Annotated in this window: 9 protein-coding genes; 3 read left to right on the top strand and 6 right to left on the bottom strand. The window is 42.6% G+C overall.

Features of this window, described 5'->3' with window-relative positions:
- Positions 1 to 120 precede the first annotated feature (120 nt).
- The 3 genes from IM462_RS03670 to IM462_RS03660 all read left to right on the top strand — a co-directional run bounded on the left by IM462_RS03670 (position 121) and on the right by IM462_RS03660 (position 3,689).
- Positions 121 to 486: a hypothetical protein gene (locus IM462_RS03670; RefSeq protein WP_287701513.1), complete on the top strand. Its 366-nt coding sequence runs from the start codon at positions 121 to 123 to the stop codon at positions 484 to 486.
- Positions 487 to 496: 10 nt separating this feature from the next.
- Positions 497 to 3,163, top strand: coding sequence for a ParA family protein (locus tag IM462_RS03665; RefSeq protein ID WP_287701515.1), 2,667 nt, complete (start codon positions 497 to 499; stop codon positions 3,161 to 3,163).
- Positions 3,164 to 3,272: 109 nt separating this feature from the next.
- On the top strand, positions 3,273 to 3,689 hold the full coding sequence (locus IM462_RS03660) for a RidA family protein (RefSeq protein WP_002762767.1): 417 nt from the start codon (positions 3,273 to 3,275) through the stop codon (positions 3,687 to 3,689).
- A gap of 40 nt (positions 3,690 to 3,729) precedes the next feature.
- Here the strand turns inward: IM462_RS03660 and IM462_RS03655 are convergent, their stop codons facing one another.
- The 6 genes from IM462_RS03655 to IM462_RS03630 all read right to left on the bottom strand — a co-directional run.
- Positions 3,730 to 5,610 carry a DNA-directed RNA polymerase subunit gamma gene (locus tag IM462_RS03655; RefSeq protein WP_004163413.1) on the bottom strand — a complete coding sequence of 627 codons (1,881 nt, stop codon included), beginning with the start codon at positions 5,608 to 5,610 and terminating at the stop codon, positions 3,730 to 3,732.
- A 180-nt stretch (positions 5,611 to 5,790) separates the two neighbouring features.
- Complete coding sequence (locus IM462_RS03650; protein ID WP_287701517.1) at positions 5,791 to 7,326, bottom strand: WD40 repeat domain-containing protein; 1,536 nt, start codon at positions 7,324 to 7,326, stop codon at positions 5,791 to 5,793.
- A 42-nt stretch (positions 7,327 to 7,368) separates the two neighbouring features.
- Positions 7,369 to 8,949: a photosystem II high light acclimation radical SAM protein gene (locus IM462_RS03645; protein ID WP_287701519.1), complete on the bottom strand. Its 1,581-nt coding sequence runs from the start codon at positions 8,947 to 8,949 to the stop codon at positions 7,369 to 7,371.
- 296 nt (positions 8,950 to 9,245) lie between these two features.
- The gene (gene smc, locus IM462_RS03640) at positions 9,246 to 12,776 is read right to left on the bottom strand and encodes a chromosome segregation protein SMC (protein ID WP_287701521.1); all 3,531 of its coding nucleotides are present in this window, start codon (positions 12,774 to 12,776) and stop codon (positions 9,246 to 9,248) included.
- Positions 12,777 to 12,850: 74 nt separating this feature from the next.
- On the bottom strand, positions 12,851 to 13,120 hold the full coding sequence (locus IM462_RS03635; RefSeq protein ID WP_002771659.1) for a YciI family protein: 270 nt from the start codon (positions 13,118 to 13,120) through the stop codon (positions 12,851 to 12,853).
- A gap of 184 nt (positions 13,121 to 13,304) precedes the next feature.
- A partial coding sequence (locus IM462_RS03630; protein ID WP_287714844.1) for a hypothetical protein occupies positions 13,305 to 14,925 on the bottom strand: 1,621 nt, incomplete at its 5' end.

The following is a 14,925-nucleotide window of genomic DNA, read 5'->3' as shown; positions in this document are numbered from 1 at the left end:
TGGTCTTGGCTGTTTATATTTTAACCAATAAATTGCTGTATTGCAAGCATAGTGAGCTTTTAAAGATAAATTATTGTTTTATTGGTCAGCAATAATTGTCTGTTTTTTATTTAATTTTACATGACAAGTTCGGAAGAGCCTGGAGGTATTACGATCGAATGTTTGCTGAAATCTATGATCTTAGCTTCGGTATCCAGTCAAGAATGGAAAACTAAGTCCAATAACCCCGGACATACCATAACTAATCCGGGTCACAGTTTGACAGCTGCTCTAAAAAGTAATAATCGTCTCTATTCGAGAGTTCAAAATTATCCAGACGTGATAAAATGGATTAATATAGTAGAAAAACCGGTAGAAAACCCTAGTCAAAATTTTATAGATATGCGTTATTCCAGCAGTGAACCGAATGACGATAAATACAAAGAGTGGTTATCAGCTTATACAAGTCTGAAACAATGGCTTCATAAACAAGCTACTCAACTTTGAGGAGATAGTTATGTCAGAAACTTGGTTAAGATCACTGAAACAAAAATTAACAGATATATATGTTCAAAAAGAAGCACAAAAATGGGTTGATCTCAATCTATCTACTGCTGGACTTTTGAATATAACTATCGTCAGTGATAAGTTTGAAAATTTATCAACAACTCAGCGAATAGAAGCAGTTAAAAATGACATAGGACAACAGCATAAATCTTTAGGTTTTATATCTTTATATACTATTCAGGAGGCAGCCTCTCTCGATCTAAAAGCTCCACAACTTCTGGACGAAAAATCAATTCACACTTGGCAAGATTTAGCTTTGTGGTCAACTAATCCACAAAATCAATCACCGTCTTCTCCCGAACTTTGTCTTCCTAGAACCGTAACTTTTTATTCTTTTAAAGGGGGAGTAGGTAGGACAACTGCTTTAATTCATGTTGCTTGGATTTTAGCGATGCGAGGTCGTAAAGTAGTAGCTGTTGACTTGGATTTAGAAGCACCGGGGTTAAGCACAGCTTTTCCCTTAAATCCCTCACCGGAATACGGAATTGTGGACTATTTTTATGAAAAATCCTATTTACCAGAAGGTGTAACAGCAAAGATTAATATCACTGAAATATTTGGAGAAGTTAATATTCCCGATGCAACGGGAAGACTATTTATTGTTCCTGCGGGTTATTTGAGTCTTGATTACATTACTAAAGTTGATGATCTGCGAGCAACAACAATTCTCGATAATGGGGAAACACTCTGGTCAACTTTTAGTCGAGAGATTCAAAATCAGTTAAAACCTGATCTTATCTTAGTAGATTCGCGCACTGGAATCAATGAATGGGGAGCTTTATCTTTACTACAGGCAGCCAACGAAGCAATTATTTTTTTATTTCCTAACGAACAAAATCAAAAAGGAATCGAGCTTCTTTTGCAATCTTTGACTTCTTTTGGCCGACTTTCGCTTAATTTTGTTTTTTCACCCGTTCCCGATTTAAGTGATACAGGAATAACTAAAGTTATTCATGCTTGGCAAATTTTACAAAAGGATATTGACAAAAATATAGATATAGATGAAACTACCGATCATGATTTAGATATAGATTCAGAAGACTATCTAATCATACCTTATATTCCCTCGATCGCTCTAGCAGACCGTTATCCTGTCACTGGATTACTGGATTATTATACTCGCATTGCTAACTTAATCGATGAAGATACCAATGAAATTCGCTTGCAAAACATTCTGGCCAGTTCCAAACAACGTTGGCAAGTTATTGAAAGTCTTAATTTTATGCCATTAAATGCGGGAGATATCCGTTCAGATATTAGTCTTTTATTTCAGAAAACTGCTAACTTTGATAAATTTCTTGATCAAGCAACTTGTCTGATCAGAGGTCGTAAGGGAACAGGAAAGACAGCACTTTATTTGTTACTACTCCGGCAGGAGTCTGAGGCACGAAAATTGGCCTATAGTCGTCTAGATCATGTGACTTTATTATCTGGTCATGGGAGCTATAATAATAGTCGTCCATCCCGGGATGAATTCCAGTATATAAATCAAGAATTGCTAGAAAAACAAGGTACCTGGGAAAAAGTTTGGCGAGCTTATTTGCTGATAAATGTGTTCAAAAACTTTAAAAATAGTATCTTTCCTAAAGGTAAAAATTGGGAAAAATTTCAGGCGATTAAACGAATTTTTCAAGAATTACCCTCGAAAAATTGGCAATCGGAACATACTCAAGCTTTAGTTCAATTAGCAACAGATTCAAATTTGTCTCTCCTGATTATAGATGCTTTAGATATAGTTAATCAGAAACAATTAAAAGAGCAGCAGACTCTCTGGTTTCTTTATGATGATTTAGATGAAGATTTCCCAGAGAGAGAGGGTATTCGTCAACAAGCTCTCACCGGTTTATTTCAGTTTGTTCAAGCTTGTGATGCTAAGACACTAACAGCAATTCGTTTTAAAATATTTCTGAGAGAAGATATCTGGAAACGTCTTAACTTTGATAATAAAAGTCACTTCAATGGACGAGATTTACTTCTACAATGGACGAGAATAGATTTCTTGAGATTAGCTCTCCGTCAAGCTTTTCTATCGCCAGAATTTAAAGATTTAGTCGCTCGTTTTGCTCCCGTGGAAAGTATCGATCAAGCAACGGAAGAAGCTCTAAATCGTGCCTTAGAATTACTTTGGGGCAGTCGCCGACGAAGAGGGGATAACGCTAAATACGTTTATCGATGGGTTTATGAGCGTTTAACAGATTCTAGTGGTACTACTTTTCCTCGCAGTTTAAGCGCTCTATTACAAGGAGCAAAAGAACAAGAATTAACCTACAAAGGACAGTCATCAATTCAGTCACCAACTGATCGCTTATTGCGAGCAAAATCTCTAGAAATTGGTTTAGAAAAAGCTTCTGAAGAACGCTGTGACGCTATTAGACAAGAATATCCTGACCTAGAGAATTTTTTCCGAGCTTTAGAAAGAATTTCTGCTTTACCTTCTAGGGAAGAACTCAGTCAAGTGTGGGAACGTACCGCACGGTCAATAATACCTGATTTCGATAGATTTGCCGAGCTTTTAAGCGAAATTGGTCTTGCTCAATGGCGCGAAAAAGAGAAAAGATATGGATTCGCAGATATTTATGTGTATGGATTTAAGATGATTCGTACAGGTACAAAGTGAGTCATCGATCGACTTTTCTCAAACGATCGCTTAGTCAAAATTAAACCCCCTAACCGGCGAAAATTAACTACAAGCGATCGAAAAACTGGGAAAATATTCAATTGATTCAATGTCATCTTTTTTAACTATCCTGCCCATGAATAATCAGGTCATCCGTACTGATAAAGCTCCGGCCCCTGTGGGTCCCTATAATCAAGCGATCGCCGCTCCTGGTCCTTTTCTCTTTGTTGCGGGACAAATTCCCCTAGATCCCGTCACGGGTGAAATCGTCTCCGGGGAAATTAGCGCCCAAACCGAACAAGTTATGGCCAATCTAGAGGGCATTTTAACCGCTGCTGGGGCTAATTGGTCAAATGTGGTGAAAACTACCGTCTTTCTCTCGGATTTAGCCAATTTCGGGGCGATGAATCAAGTTTATGCCCGTTATTTCCCCCCGGAAACTGCCCCGGCCCGGGCCTGTGTGGAGGTGGCCCGTCTTCCCAAGGATGTGCTAGTGGAAATAGAATGTATTGCCGCTTTAGCCTAAAAATCAAGGTGGGCATTGCCCACCCTAACCTAATCTCTCTCTAGACCACCAAAGCTTCTAGAATCGTCTTATTGTAGATAATTCGCCCTACAGTAGTACGCACATACTGAGAAATTATCTCACCATCCTTCTCCCGGGTTTTGCGCTCCCGATAATATTTCCAGATGCTGCCATCGGGGAGAGTTTCCGTTTCCAGGACTTCCTCATCGGGTTTATTGGTTTTCACCTTTTCTCCGACCGGTAAACGCAACCACACAGAAGCGTGCAGATCCACCAATCCCTGATCAAAAGCGCGAATAGCGTCATCCATGCTGGCGAAATAACGACCCCCACCCTTTTGGGCCTTGGGATTTTCGGCCGTGAGATAATAACAACCCAAAACCATATCCTGAGAAGGGGCAACAATCGGACGACCGGTCGCCGGTGAGAGAATATTATGACAAGCTAACATCAATAATCGCGCTTCCGATTGTGCTTCCAGGGAGAGGGGAATATGTACGGCCATTTGGTCGCCGTCAAAGTCAGCATTAAAAGCGGGACAGACGAGGGGATGTAACTGAATCGCCCGGCCCTCCACCAGTATCGGTTCAAACGCTTGAATGCCCAAACGGTGCAGGGTAGGAGCGCGGTTTAACATCACCGGGTGTCCCGTGATTACTTCATCCAAGACGTGCCAAACATTGGCATCCCCCCGTTGGATCATTTTCTTGGCTGCCTTGATATTATTGACGATGCCTAATTTAATTAAACGATGGATAACGAAGGGCTGGAACAATTCGATCGCCATTTCCCGGGGTAAACCGCATTGATAGATCTTCAATTTCGGACCGACAACGATAACCGAACGTCCCGAATAGTCCACCCGTTTACCGAGGAGATTTTGACGGAAACGCCCCTGTTTACCCTCGATAATATCCGATAAAGACTTCAGGGCGCGATTATTGGCCCCCACCACCGTGCGACCGCGACGACCGTTATCAATTAAAGCATCGACGGCCTCCTGTAACATCCGTTTTTCGTTACGGACGATAATTTCCGGGGCGAGAATTTCTTGCAGACGGGATAAACGGTTATTGCGGTTAATCACCCGACGGTAGAGATCGTTCAGGTCAGAGGTGGCAAAACGGCCGCCGTCCAACTGCACCATCGGGCGTAAATCGGGAGGAATCACGGGAATTACGCTTAAAACCATCCATTCTGCCTGAGAACCCGTGGCGATAAAGTTATCGATTACCCGGAGACGTTTAATTAATTTTGCCCGTTTTTGCCCTTTACTTTCGACAATTTCCGTCCGCAGTCTTTCCGCTTCTTCTTCCAGGTTAATTTCCTGTAAGAGTCTTTGGATAGCCTCGGCCCCGATACCCACTTCAATGCCGACTAATTCCGAATCCTCCGCGTAGATTTCTTCTTCGATCTCTAACCATTGATCTTCGCTGAGGAGTTGTTTATAACTAAGATTGCCCGCGTTACCCGGATCGAGAACCACATAGGCATTAAAATAGACGATTTGCTCCACGTCCCGCAGGGGCATATCGAGCAGGATACTGAGATAACTGGGAATACCTTTAAGATACCAAACGTGGGTGACGGGGGCGGCTAATTTGATAAAACCCATGCGATGACGACGTACCCGGGACTCGGTGACTTCTACCCCGCAACGTTCACAGACAATTCCCCGGTGACGGACGCGCTTGTATTTACCGCACCAACATTCCCAGTCCTTGGAGGGGCCAAAAATTTTCTCGCAGAATAACCCATCCATTTCCGGTTTAAGAGTCCGATAGTTGATCGTTTCTGGTTTGGTTACTTCTCCGACGACTTGACCGTTAGGTAGGGTTCTTTCTCCCCATTGCCGAATTCTCTCGGGGGACGCTAAACCGATTTTGACGTAATCAAATCTTTGATCTGTTGGAGTCTTCATTCTGAATTTTTTACTATGGGTAATGATTCTGGGATAAGCGATCGCTCTCGCGTTCTCGATGCCCCGATGACAACTATTGGGCAGAAACGACTATTAACTCAGTCACTTTTTCTTGGGGTCAAACTGGCCCGACCGAGTCCGGGACATTACATTATACAATTTTTCTAGTTCGATCGACCATTAAGTGATATTTTCCCAGATGGTGATGCTGCCGTCGGCCGCGGCCGCCGCTAGGTGACAATAATCGGGGCTGAGAACTAAACTGGAGATCGGCGATGATCGCCCATCGGCAGCGGTGAGAGTTGCGATCGCCTGTTGATAATTGGCTAACCAGATTTTAATTTCTCCGTCGGTTCCCCCGGTAAATAACCACTGACCCTGCTCTGCGAATACCAAGCTTGTCACCTGACCATTATGGGCATTAATCACCCGAATTGGCGCAAAATGACCGCTTTTCTCTGGGTTGTATTGCCAGATTTTCACCGTCCCATCCACACAACCGGCGGCAATAATCTGACTATCAGCAGCGATCGCAATACTCTGCACCGAAGAAACGTTACCTGATAAGACGGCGATTTTTTCTCCCGATCCCAATTGCCAGAGGGTGACAGTGCCATCACCCCCAGCTGCGGCGATAAAATCTTGATTAGGAGCCACTTCTAGGGCATAAATTGCCCCCAGACTGTCATAGGAGCTAAATTCTTCGGTTTCCTGCTCTAAATTCCACTGTTTTAGGGTTTGATCGTAACTACCACTAACCAAAAAATGCCAACGGGGGGCAAAATCTAGGCCGTGAATCGAACCGAGATGACCGAGGAAAATTTGATCTAATTCCAGATTACTGGCATCGCTGGCTAAAGTCCATAATTTAACGGTTTGATCGAATCCTCCCGTCGCTAGATGATAATCGCCGTTTCCGGTAACTGCTAGGGCTAAAATGCCCTGATCGTGAGCTTCCACCGTATTAATCAGGGTTCCTCTCGCAAAATCCCAGATTTTTAGGGTACGATCCCAACTAACGCTAATTAAAAACCGTTGATCCTCGGTAATTGCGATCGCTGTAATCATTTCCCGATGGGCGCTCAGACGGCGATAATAGTGCCAATGGGGGATAGGGACGGGGGGGGAAGTGGGAGTTAAATTAAGGGCGGGTAGGGTGATTTGTGGCTCATTTTCCGCTTTTATGGCGCTAATATCCGCCGATTCTTCCTTAAGCGGCAAAATCTCTCTTTGTAAGCGACTGTAGGATTTTTCCAAATGTTCGATGCGTTCCAGCAGCCCGTTACGGTTGATATATTGAATAATTTGATTGTAGGACTGTTCGAGGGTGAGAATATTCTCCTCTAATTCTGCGATCTCGCGTAGCGAGCGCGTTGCGACCGCACGGTCGTTATCGCTGGCCGCTGCGGGATCGAGGGACTGTATTTGGGCCGATAAAGCTTCTTTTTCTTCTTCCCACTGACTCTGTAAATGACCGGTTATCTCGGTTAAGCGTTGACGTTGCAGGGTTCTTTCTCGGAGACGATTGAGAATATTTAACCCGAAAGTCACGACTAGGAGGAACAAAGGCAAAAACCCCGCACCCATGGCGATAAGGGTAAGCAGGGTTAATCCTAGGGCGATATATTCCGCTAATTCTAGCCAATGGGGGCGATGGTCGGTCATTTTGCAGTTACCGGTAAAGGGATTTTGATCATCTCCTGATTTCAGACTCATGGTAACGCTAATTGCCGCCTTGGGATTGACTAAAATTAATTTTTAAGCAGGAATTAAGACTTTTTTCTTAGTTTCTATCGGTGCGGTCAAAGCGGATTCTAAATCGGCTTTCCCTAGTTTTGCTTCCAAAATTTTCAGCACTTCCCGTCCAAAATCATCGGGATTTTGTCGCCATGCTTGCAGACAAACTTCGCCAAAGAATGACCCCAAAGGTTCAGGATTCCAGAGCAGTTTTTTGGCTGTCCAGGGCATTAAACTCATGGGATCATAGTCGGGTTTAAGAATTTCTTTTTTGAGGGCGTATTCTTCTAGATGGGTGTGGGGTTGTAGTCCGATAAAAAAGATGGCTGGTTCCACTTTATCGACTCCAAAAATGTTTTCTAATTCCCGATGATAGGCGATGGTTTGACGAATGGTTTCTAGGGTTTCATCAATGACATTGAAAGAATAATTTACCGAAACCAGATCATTAAAACCCGCCGCTTTTAAGTCTCGACAATTTTGCAGAACTGTCCGCAAATTATAGCCCATACGCATTTTGCGGACTAATTCCTGAGAACCACTGGTGATACCAATTTCAAAGTAATTCATTCCTGTTTTTACCATTAAATCGCACAGTTTCGGGGTGAGATTATCGGCGCGAATATAGGCAGCCCAATGGATATCTTTCATCCCAGCAGCGAGGATTTTTTCTAATAGTTCTTCTACATCGTTGATAAATTTTCTGGCGGGGATAAATTGGGCATCGGTAAACCAGAAATTGCGAATGCCGCGGTCGTATAATTGGCGTATTTCCTTAACTACTTCATCGGCGGGATTAATGCGTACTTGTTTCCCTTCGACAACGGTATAGATGCAGTAGCAGCAGTTATGGGGACAGCCGCGCTTGGTTTGTACCCCGATATAAAAGTCGTTTTCTTGGAAATAGTAGGAAAATTCCGGCCAAATACTGGCGATGTAGTCGTAGTTACAAGCGGATTTTTCTAAGGGGGTGGGGGATTCGTGGATTAAACGCGGCCGGGGTGTGGTTTCTCCGACGACATAACAACGTTCATCGCTAAAGTCCCGGCCGGAGAGGAATTTTTCTAGCAGGGTTTCCCCTTCTCCCACTGATACAATTGTTCCTGTGGGCAGTTTGGTTTTTAGTTGTTCGTAGAAAACACTGACGGCACCACCCCCGACGATAACTCGCGCTTCGGGATGGTATTTTCTGGCCCGCTGCAACCCTCGGCGAATTAGTCCCTGATTCCGCCATAATTCGCCGTAGTAGGCTGTTGTCACCTTCAAACCTCCTAAAGCACCGCGCAGCTTAATTAGGGGGTTTTTAGCGTAGTAAAATTCAAAGGCGTTTTGCAGGGGATTGCCACCGCGACCACCGACGGGAGCATATATTTGAATATCCCGCCAGGAGAATACTAGCAGGGTGGGCCGAAATTCGTCAACACAGCGATCGAGTGCCTGGTTAAAGTCTAAGGGTGGGACTGCACCAAGGTCAAAAATCCTTTGTTCGATGTCGGGGAATAGTTTATGAACGTGGTCGGAAAGGTAAACCACACCGATGGGGAAAATGGGGTTACAGGGGAGTCTAACGTAGAGGATGCGTTGTGCTTGCGGTTGAGTCATGAGATTTCTGAATGGGACGAGGACGCATTCTGAGTAATCTTAATATAACTTAACTTTGTCCGGCTTGTCTGGCAGTTATCAGTTATCAGTTATCAGATGTGAGTTTTCAGGTCACTGGTTACTGTTTACTGAAAAGCTTCCCACTTCCCCACTTCCCCACACCCCACACCCTACACCCTACACCCTACACCCTACACCCTACACCCTACACCCCACACCCCACACCCCACACCCCACACCCGTTCGGCTGAGCTCACGGCCGAAGCCCACACCCCACACCCCACTTGCGTCTTAGGTTAAACTTTAATTCCTAGTACTTGTGTATGGGTTCCCCGCGCTTGGGTGACACCGATGGTTCTTTCCGATGCTTCAATCATCGGCCGACGCAAACTAACGACAATAAATTGCGCTTGTTGTGCTTGTTTTTGAATCATTTTGGCCAATTTCTCCACATTTGCCCCATCTAAAAACATATCCACTTCATCAAACGCATAAAAGGGAGAAGGACGATATCTTTGTAGGGAAAAAATAAAGCTTAAAGCGGTTAAAGATTTCTCACCTCCAGACATGGAACTTAATCGCTGTACGGGTTTTCCTTTCGGATGTGCCACCAGATTTAAGCCACCATTAAAGGGATCATTTTCGTCTTCTAGTTGTAAGTAACCATCGCCATCGGACAGGGTGGCAAATATGGTCTTAAAGTTTTCGTTAACAGCAGTAAATGCTTCCTGAAAAGCATTAAATCTGAGGGTGGTAAAGTTTTCTATCCGCAAAAGTAGTTCGGTTCTTTCTCCTTCTAGAGTTTGCAGTTTTTCTGATAGTTCATCTAATCTCTCTTTAGTTTTTTGGTGTTCTTCTAAAGCTAACATATTCACAGGTTCTAAAGCTGCCAATTTCTTTTGTAACTGCCTAATATCACTTTGAATTTTCTCGAAATCTCGATCGCTTTCGGGAATTTCTGGCAAGGGATTGGGTAAGTCGCTTTCTAGTTGACTAATTTCTGTCTGTAAAGTGGTTAGTAATGCTTGTCTTTCTTCTTGATTGTTGACTAACTTTTCCGATTGCCAGATAGCCTGTTGTTGTTGGTTTTGTTGTTGTCGCAAAACTGTCTCTAATTGGTCTCTTTTTTGCTTGGTTTCCCCTAGTTGTCGGGATAATTGCTGTAAAGCTTGATTGATTTCTAAAATATGCTGATCAAGTTTTTCTATCTCCAGATTACCGATATTTCTCTGATTAACTGCATCGGTGATTATCTTGTCAATCTCAATAATTCTATCCGCAGACTCTTGACTTTTTTCCTCTAGTCTGATTTGTTGACTTTGTAAATCTTTTAACTGTTCGCGGACTGTAGCGAGGTGATTTTCTTGGGTTTGTAACTCTAATTCTTGAGCGCGAATTATTCCCTGTATCTGTTGCCATTCGCTATGGGTATGATTGGCCTCTAAAGCAGTTAATTTCTCCTGTTCTTGCTGTAAAGATAACTCTAACTCAGGAATTTCTCTGGTTAATACTTCTAACCGTTGACGAGAAATAGTAATTTCCTCTTGCTGGCCCGATAATTGACGGGTTAAATCCTCTTTTTCTGTGGTTAAACGTTGTAAATCCTTGCTTAATTGTTGTAGAGATAATTGATTTTCCCGATGACTTTGACGGGTTTCGGTTAACTGTTGGGTTAACTGACTGATAAGATTATTAACTTGGGTGATTTTTTCTTCGTTGCGGGTAAGAATGCGATCGATTTCTGCTAATCTTTCCCGTAGAGATTCCGCTTCACTAGACTCCTTAGGAGAAATTTTACCAAAACGCAGCCCCGATCGCGTCGGTTGGCTGCCTCCGGTCATAGCGCCAGTCATCTCTAATAACTCGCCATCCAAAGTAACGATGCGATATTGATTGATATAATAACGGGCAGAATCTATATCCTCAAAAACCACCGTACTGCCAAAAATATAGTTAAAAACCTCCCGATACTGGGGTTGAAACTTAACCAAATTCACCGCTAAATCTAGATAACCCCGCGCGTGACGCAGAGAGGAAATATCCTGGGGACGGGGAGGACGAATTTTATTCAGGGGTAAAAAAGTGGCCCTACCGATGCGACGCTGTTTTAGCAAGGCAATTCCGGCAGCCGCAACGCTATCATCTTGGACGACTACATGACCTAAACGACCTCCGGCGGCGATTTCCAGAGCAATTTGATAACGTTCCTCTACTTCGCCCAATTGTGCCACTAATCCGCAGATTCCGGGCAAATCTGACTGTAATAATATTTGAGTAGCATAGGTTCCCTGGGCCTCCTGTTGCGCTTGCTTAGTCGCTTCCAGTTTATCTAATTCCCTCTGTTTGTCCCGTTGTTCTTTTAGCAGACGTTTTTGGGTGTCCTGACTGATGACGCGATTTTGTTCGGCAATGGTGAGTTTTTGGGCTAAATTTTGGATATCTGGTTCCGATTGATTAATTTTTTGTAATATTTCTTGACTTTCTTCTGTTTTTGTGCTAATGACTTGCTCTAATTCTTGCAGACGTTGACCAGCTTCTACTATATTAGTTTGCAATCGATCGCATCTTTCGGTCAATTGGGCCCGTTGGCTACGGTAGGGGTTTAATTGTTCCTGAAGACGGGTAATATTGCGGGAAAGGTCACTTTGTTCTTTTACCCAAGCTTCTGACGCTTCCGCGAGACTACTTGCTTGCAGACGATGGGTTTCTAGGGTTTCCCTTGCGGTTTGGGTTGTCCGTAGGAGATTGGGTAAAATTTCAGTTTCTAAGCGGCTTTTTTGGGCAGTAATCTGATTTAATTCGAGATTATAGCGATTAATTTCCTCTAAAAGTCTTGTTTTCTGTGCCTGAGATTCTTTTTCGAGGTTTTCTAGCTCTTTTTGTCGTTGTTGCTGTTGTTGTCGTTTGGCCTGTTGACTCGCTAATCGGGAAGTCAGGGACAGGTGTTCATCTTCCCCAAAAGCTTTAACCTGTTGATTGAGTTTCTCTAATTCTTGACTATTTTGGGCGATTTGTTCGGATAAATTGGCGATAGTCTCCGTTAAAACCTGTTTTTCCCTTTCCCCAGCTTGAATTTGTTCTTTTACTTGCTGGCAGCGCTGCTGGAGATTTTGCCAATGGAGGACAATTTCCCATTGTTGTTTTTCTTGGACTTGGGCCTTGAGTTTTTGGTATTTTTCGGCTTTAATGCGATCAAGTGCTAATTTTTCCAGAGATTTTTGCAATTCTGTGGCAATAATTTGGCAGCGTTCTTCCCTTTCTTTAACCGAATCGATATTCTCCTTAGTTTTCTCAATTTTGCGGTCAAATTCGGCTACTCCTGCCAATTCGTCGATAATTTCCCGTCTTTCCTTGGCATTCATGCTGATAATTCGGGTTACGTCTCCCTGTAACACCACGTTGTACCCTTCGGGATAGATGCGTAAACGGTTTAATTGGTCGTGAAGTTCGCTAACCGTACAGGTTTCCCCATTGATATAGTAGGTAGAAGTATAGCTGCCACCCTTAGCCACTTTTAAGCGTCGGGAAACCGTCCAATCCCTATCGGTTGCGTCAGGAATATCGCTAACATCAAAAGTCACCGAAACACTCGCTTCGGTGCTATGACGTTGACTGTTATAGCTATGATTGACTAAATCCGGTAATCTTTCGGCCCGCATTCCCTTGGAAGTAGCTAATCCCAAGCAAAATAGCAATGCGTCGAGAATATTCGACTTTCCCGAACCATTTGGACCAGAAACCACCGTAAACCCCGGTAAAAAGGGTATGGGAGTTGTTCCCCCGAAGGATTTGAAGTGTGAGAGTTCGACCTTTTTGATGTAAACCATGGCGATAAGCAAAAAGTAGGCAAGCTATCAGCTTTAAGACAACACCCTTATGAAAAATATAGCTGATAGTCCTCTTAGATGGCTTGAATCCATTCTTTGACTTGGTACTCTGTCCAGATACCATTTTGCCAGTAGGGATCCGCTTCGATTAATTCTCGCACTTCCGACTCGCTGGCTGCCTGATAAATTGCGAAAACTTGGCTTAAATCTGCCGTTGGTCCGATAGTAATGAGAATTCCCCGTTCTTTCTGTTGATTTAATCCCTCTAGATGCGCTTGACGATAGGGTGCGCGTTTTTCCAGCACGTTTTCACAATAACTACCCCAGACAACAAATTTCGGCATATTTGACCTGTACTCTCTTGATTTGTTGCTATTTTACGATCGAATCGTCAATCAGGCTAAATCGATCTAGAAAAGTGTGGGGTAGTATAAAAATACTGTAAGATGCAGATAGTTGGGGTCGTGATGCACAAACTTATTCGGAGCTTTTACGCAGTTCTCAAATCAGGAAAAAGGCAGCATATAATTATTTTTTAAGATAAATACGAACTCCTTGAACTTCATCAACTAGCCGATAATTTTTCTTGATAAACCTAGCAATTTCAGGAAAAACTTCGTGTCCCTGAGTTTCTCTATCGGTAAAGAAAAACATTCTTGGAGCTACAGCATCAACAAATAACTTAGCATTAGAATTAATAAGATCGTCTGCGTATCTTTTCAGAAAATATTCCTGCAGTGAACCTGGTAGGATTTGCCAAAGGGAAACACTATCTATTGTCGCTGTTACCAGTCCCGTGTCAACATATAACTCTGATGCCCATCCCCAGACAGCCATAGATTCACCAGGAGAAGCATACTTTAGAATAGTTTTAGCAATCGGACTAAGATAATTTTTAGCAAATACTCTGCGATTATCGAGGTAAACATTATCTGATGTTATCGTTGTGGCAAATTCTAAAAAACTACTAGCAACTGTAATAAAAATGACACCTTTTAAAAGAGAGAAATTTAAGTTTGAACGGGTTAATTTTGACACTTGTAAGACTTGTGCCAGTTCACCTATAAAAACACCGATGAGAAATCCACTAGGTATGATTAGAAACAGTAAATAATGAGTAAACCCGTTCCCCGGTCTAATAACTGAATAACTCGATGCTGCCCAAATAAATAAACTGTAATAGACAAAGCAAAATGTCTGGGACTTTTCTTGATTTTGGCTTAAAGAAACACGCTTTAATATTAGAAATGGTACTCCTAATATCAAGACAATTGCTGTTAATAAAAATAATATCCTTGTATCTGGCACTCTTATTAACATCCGAATAAATATGTTGATTTTTCTGAAAAAGCTTAGTTGATTTACGTTTCCCATCAAACCATGGGTAGAATAAATCAATAAATTTTGTTGTATATAAGATTTCCAGAAAGCATCATAGATTGAGAAAATTGTTAGATATAGTATGACCAGAGCCGAGAACAACATTCCCCCAAGAAAGAAAGCAGCAAAACTCCTGATAAATTGACCTCTTGCGCTGCTTTTTAGCCAGAGTATGTGCAAAAATATACAAGCAATTGAGAAAGCTATAGGAACTGACTGAATTTTGGCAAAAGGAGTAGTTCCCAGGATAAAACCCAAGGCAAATATCAGGCGATTAGGATTAGATGAATTACCAGCATAATATTTACAAACGATTAACAAAGCCACACTTAATATTGCCACCGAAAAATGTTCACTTGTATAATGCACATAGTCGAAAAATGTCATGAAGGCGACAGTGGTAACCACAGGAACTATTGCTAGGCGAGAAAGGCTCTTATCGTAGAGAGTGGATAAGGCATAATAAAGACAAACAATAGCAGCAATTATCATGATTAAGCCGATCACACGACTACTAGCATATTCAATTCTGAACCCAAAAAAAGCTGGTAGAGTCAGAGGATAGACATTGAGTGGTCCAGATGAACCTGTATCTACCGCACGCCAGAAAACCGGCTCTTTCAACAGTTTTATTGCACCCGCGGTAAATAGTGCCTCATCGGGATTTAGCATTGGTGGCAAGAAACCTGGCCAGCGTGCCGCTAAAATAAAAGTCACTAAAGATATAATAAATATTAGATTTGACAATAAAAATTTCTGTATCTTACCC

The sequence above is a fragment of the Microcystis sp. M144S2 genome, assembly GCF_020246065.1.
Taxonomy (GTDB): Bacteria; Cyanobacteriota; Cyanobacteriia; order Cyanobacteriales; family Microcystaceae; genus Microcystis; species Microcystis ichthyoblabe_A.
Note: the sequence above shows the minus strand (reverse complement) of the source record. Positions and strands in the feature narration are given on the sequence as shown.

Coding starts and splice junctions, on each gene's coding strand:
- IM462_RS03670 (WP_287701513.1), top strand. CDS start 121: ATGACAAGTTCGGAAGAGCCTGGAGGTATTACGATCGAATGTTTGCTG.
- IM462_RS03665 (WP_287701515.1), top strand. CDS start 497: ATGTCAGAAACTTGGTTAAGATCACTGAAACAAAAATTAACAGATATA.
- IM462_RS03660 (WP_002762767.1), top strand. CDS start 3,273: ATGTCATCTTTTTTAACTATCCTGCCCATGAATAATCAGGTCATCCGT.
- IM462_RS03655 (WP_004163413.1), bottom strand. CDS start 5,610: ATGAAGACTCCAACAGATCAAAGATTTGATTACGTCAAAATCGGTTTA.
- IM462_RS03650 (WP_287701517.1), bottom strand. CDS start 7,326: ATGAGTCTGAAATCAGGAGATGATCAAAATCCCTTTACCGGTAACTGC.
- IM462_RS03645 (WP_287701519.1), bottom strand. CDS start 8,949: ATGACTCAACCGCAAGCACAACGCATCCTCTACGTTAGACTCCCCTGT.
- smc (WP_287701521.1), bottom strand. CDS start 12,776: ATGGTTTACATCAAAAAGGTCGAACTCTCACACTTCAAATCCTTCGGG.
- IM462_RS03635 (WP_002771659.1), bottom strand. CDS start 13,120: ATGCCGAAATTTGTTGTCTGGGGTAGTTATTGTGAAAACGTGCTGGAA.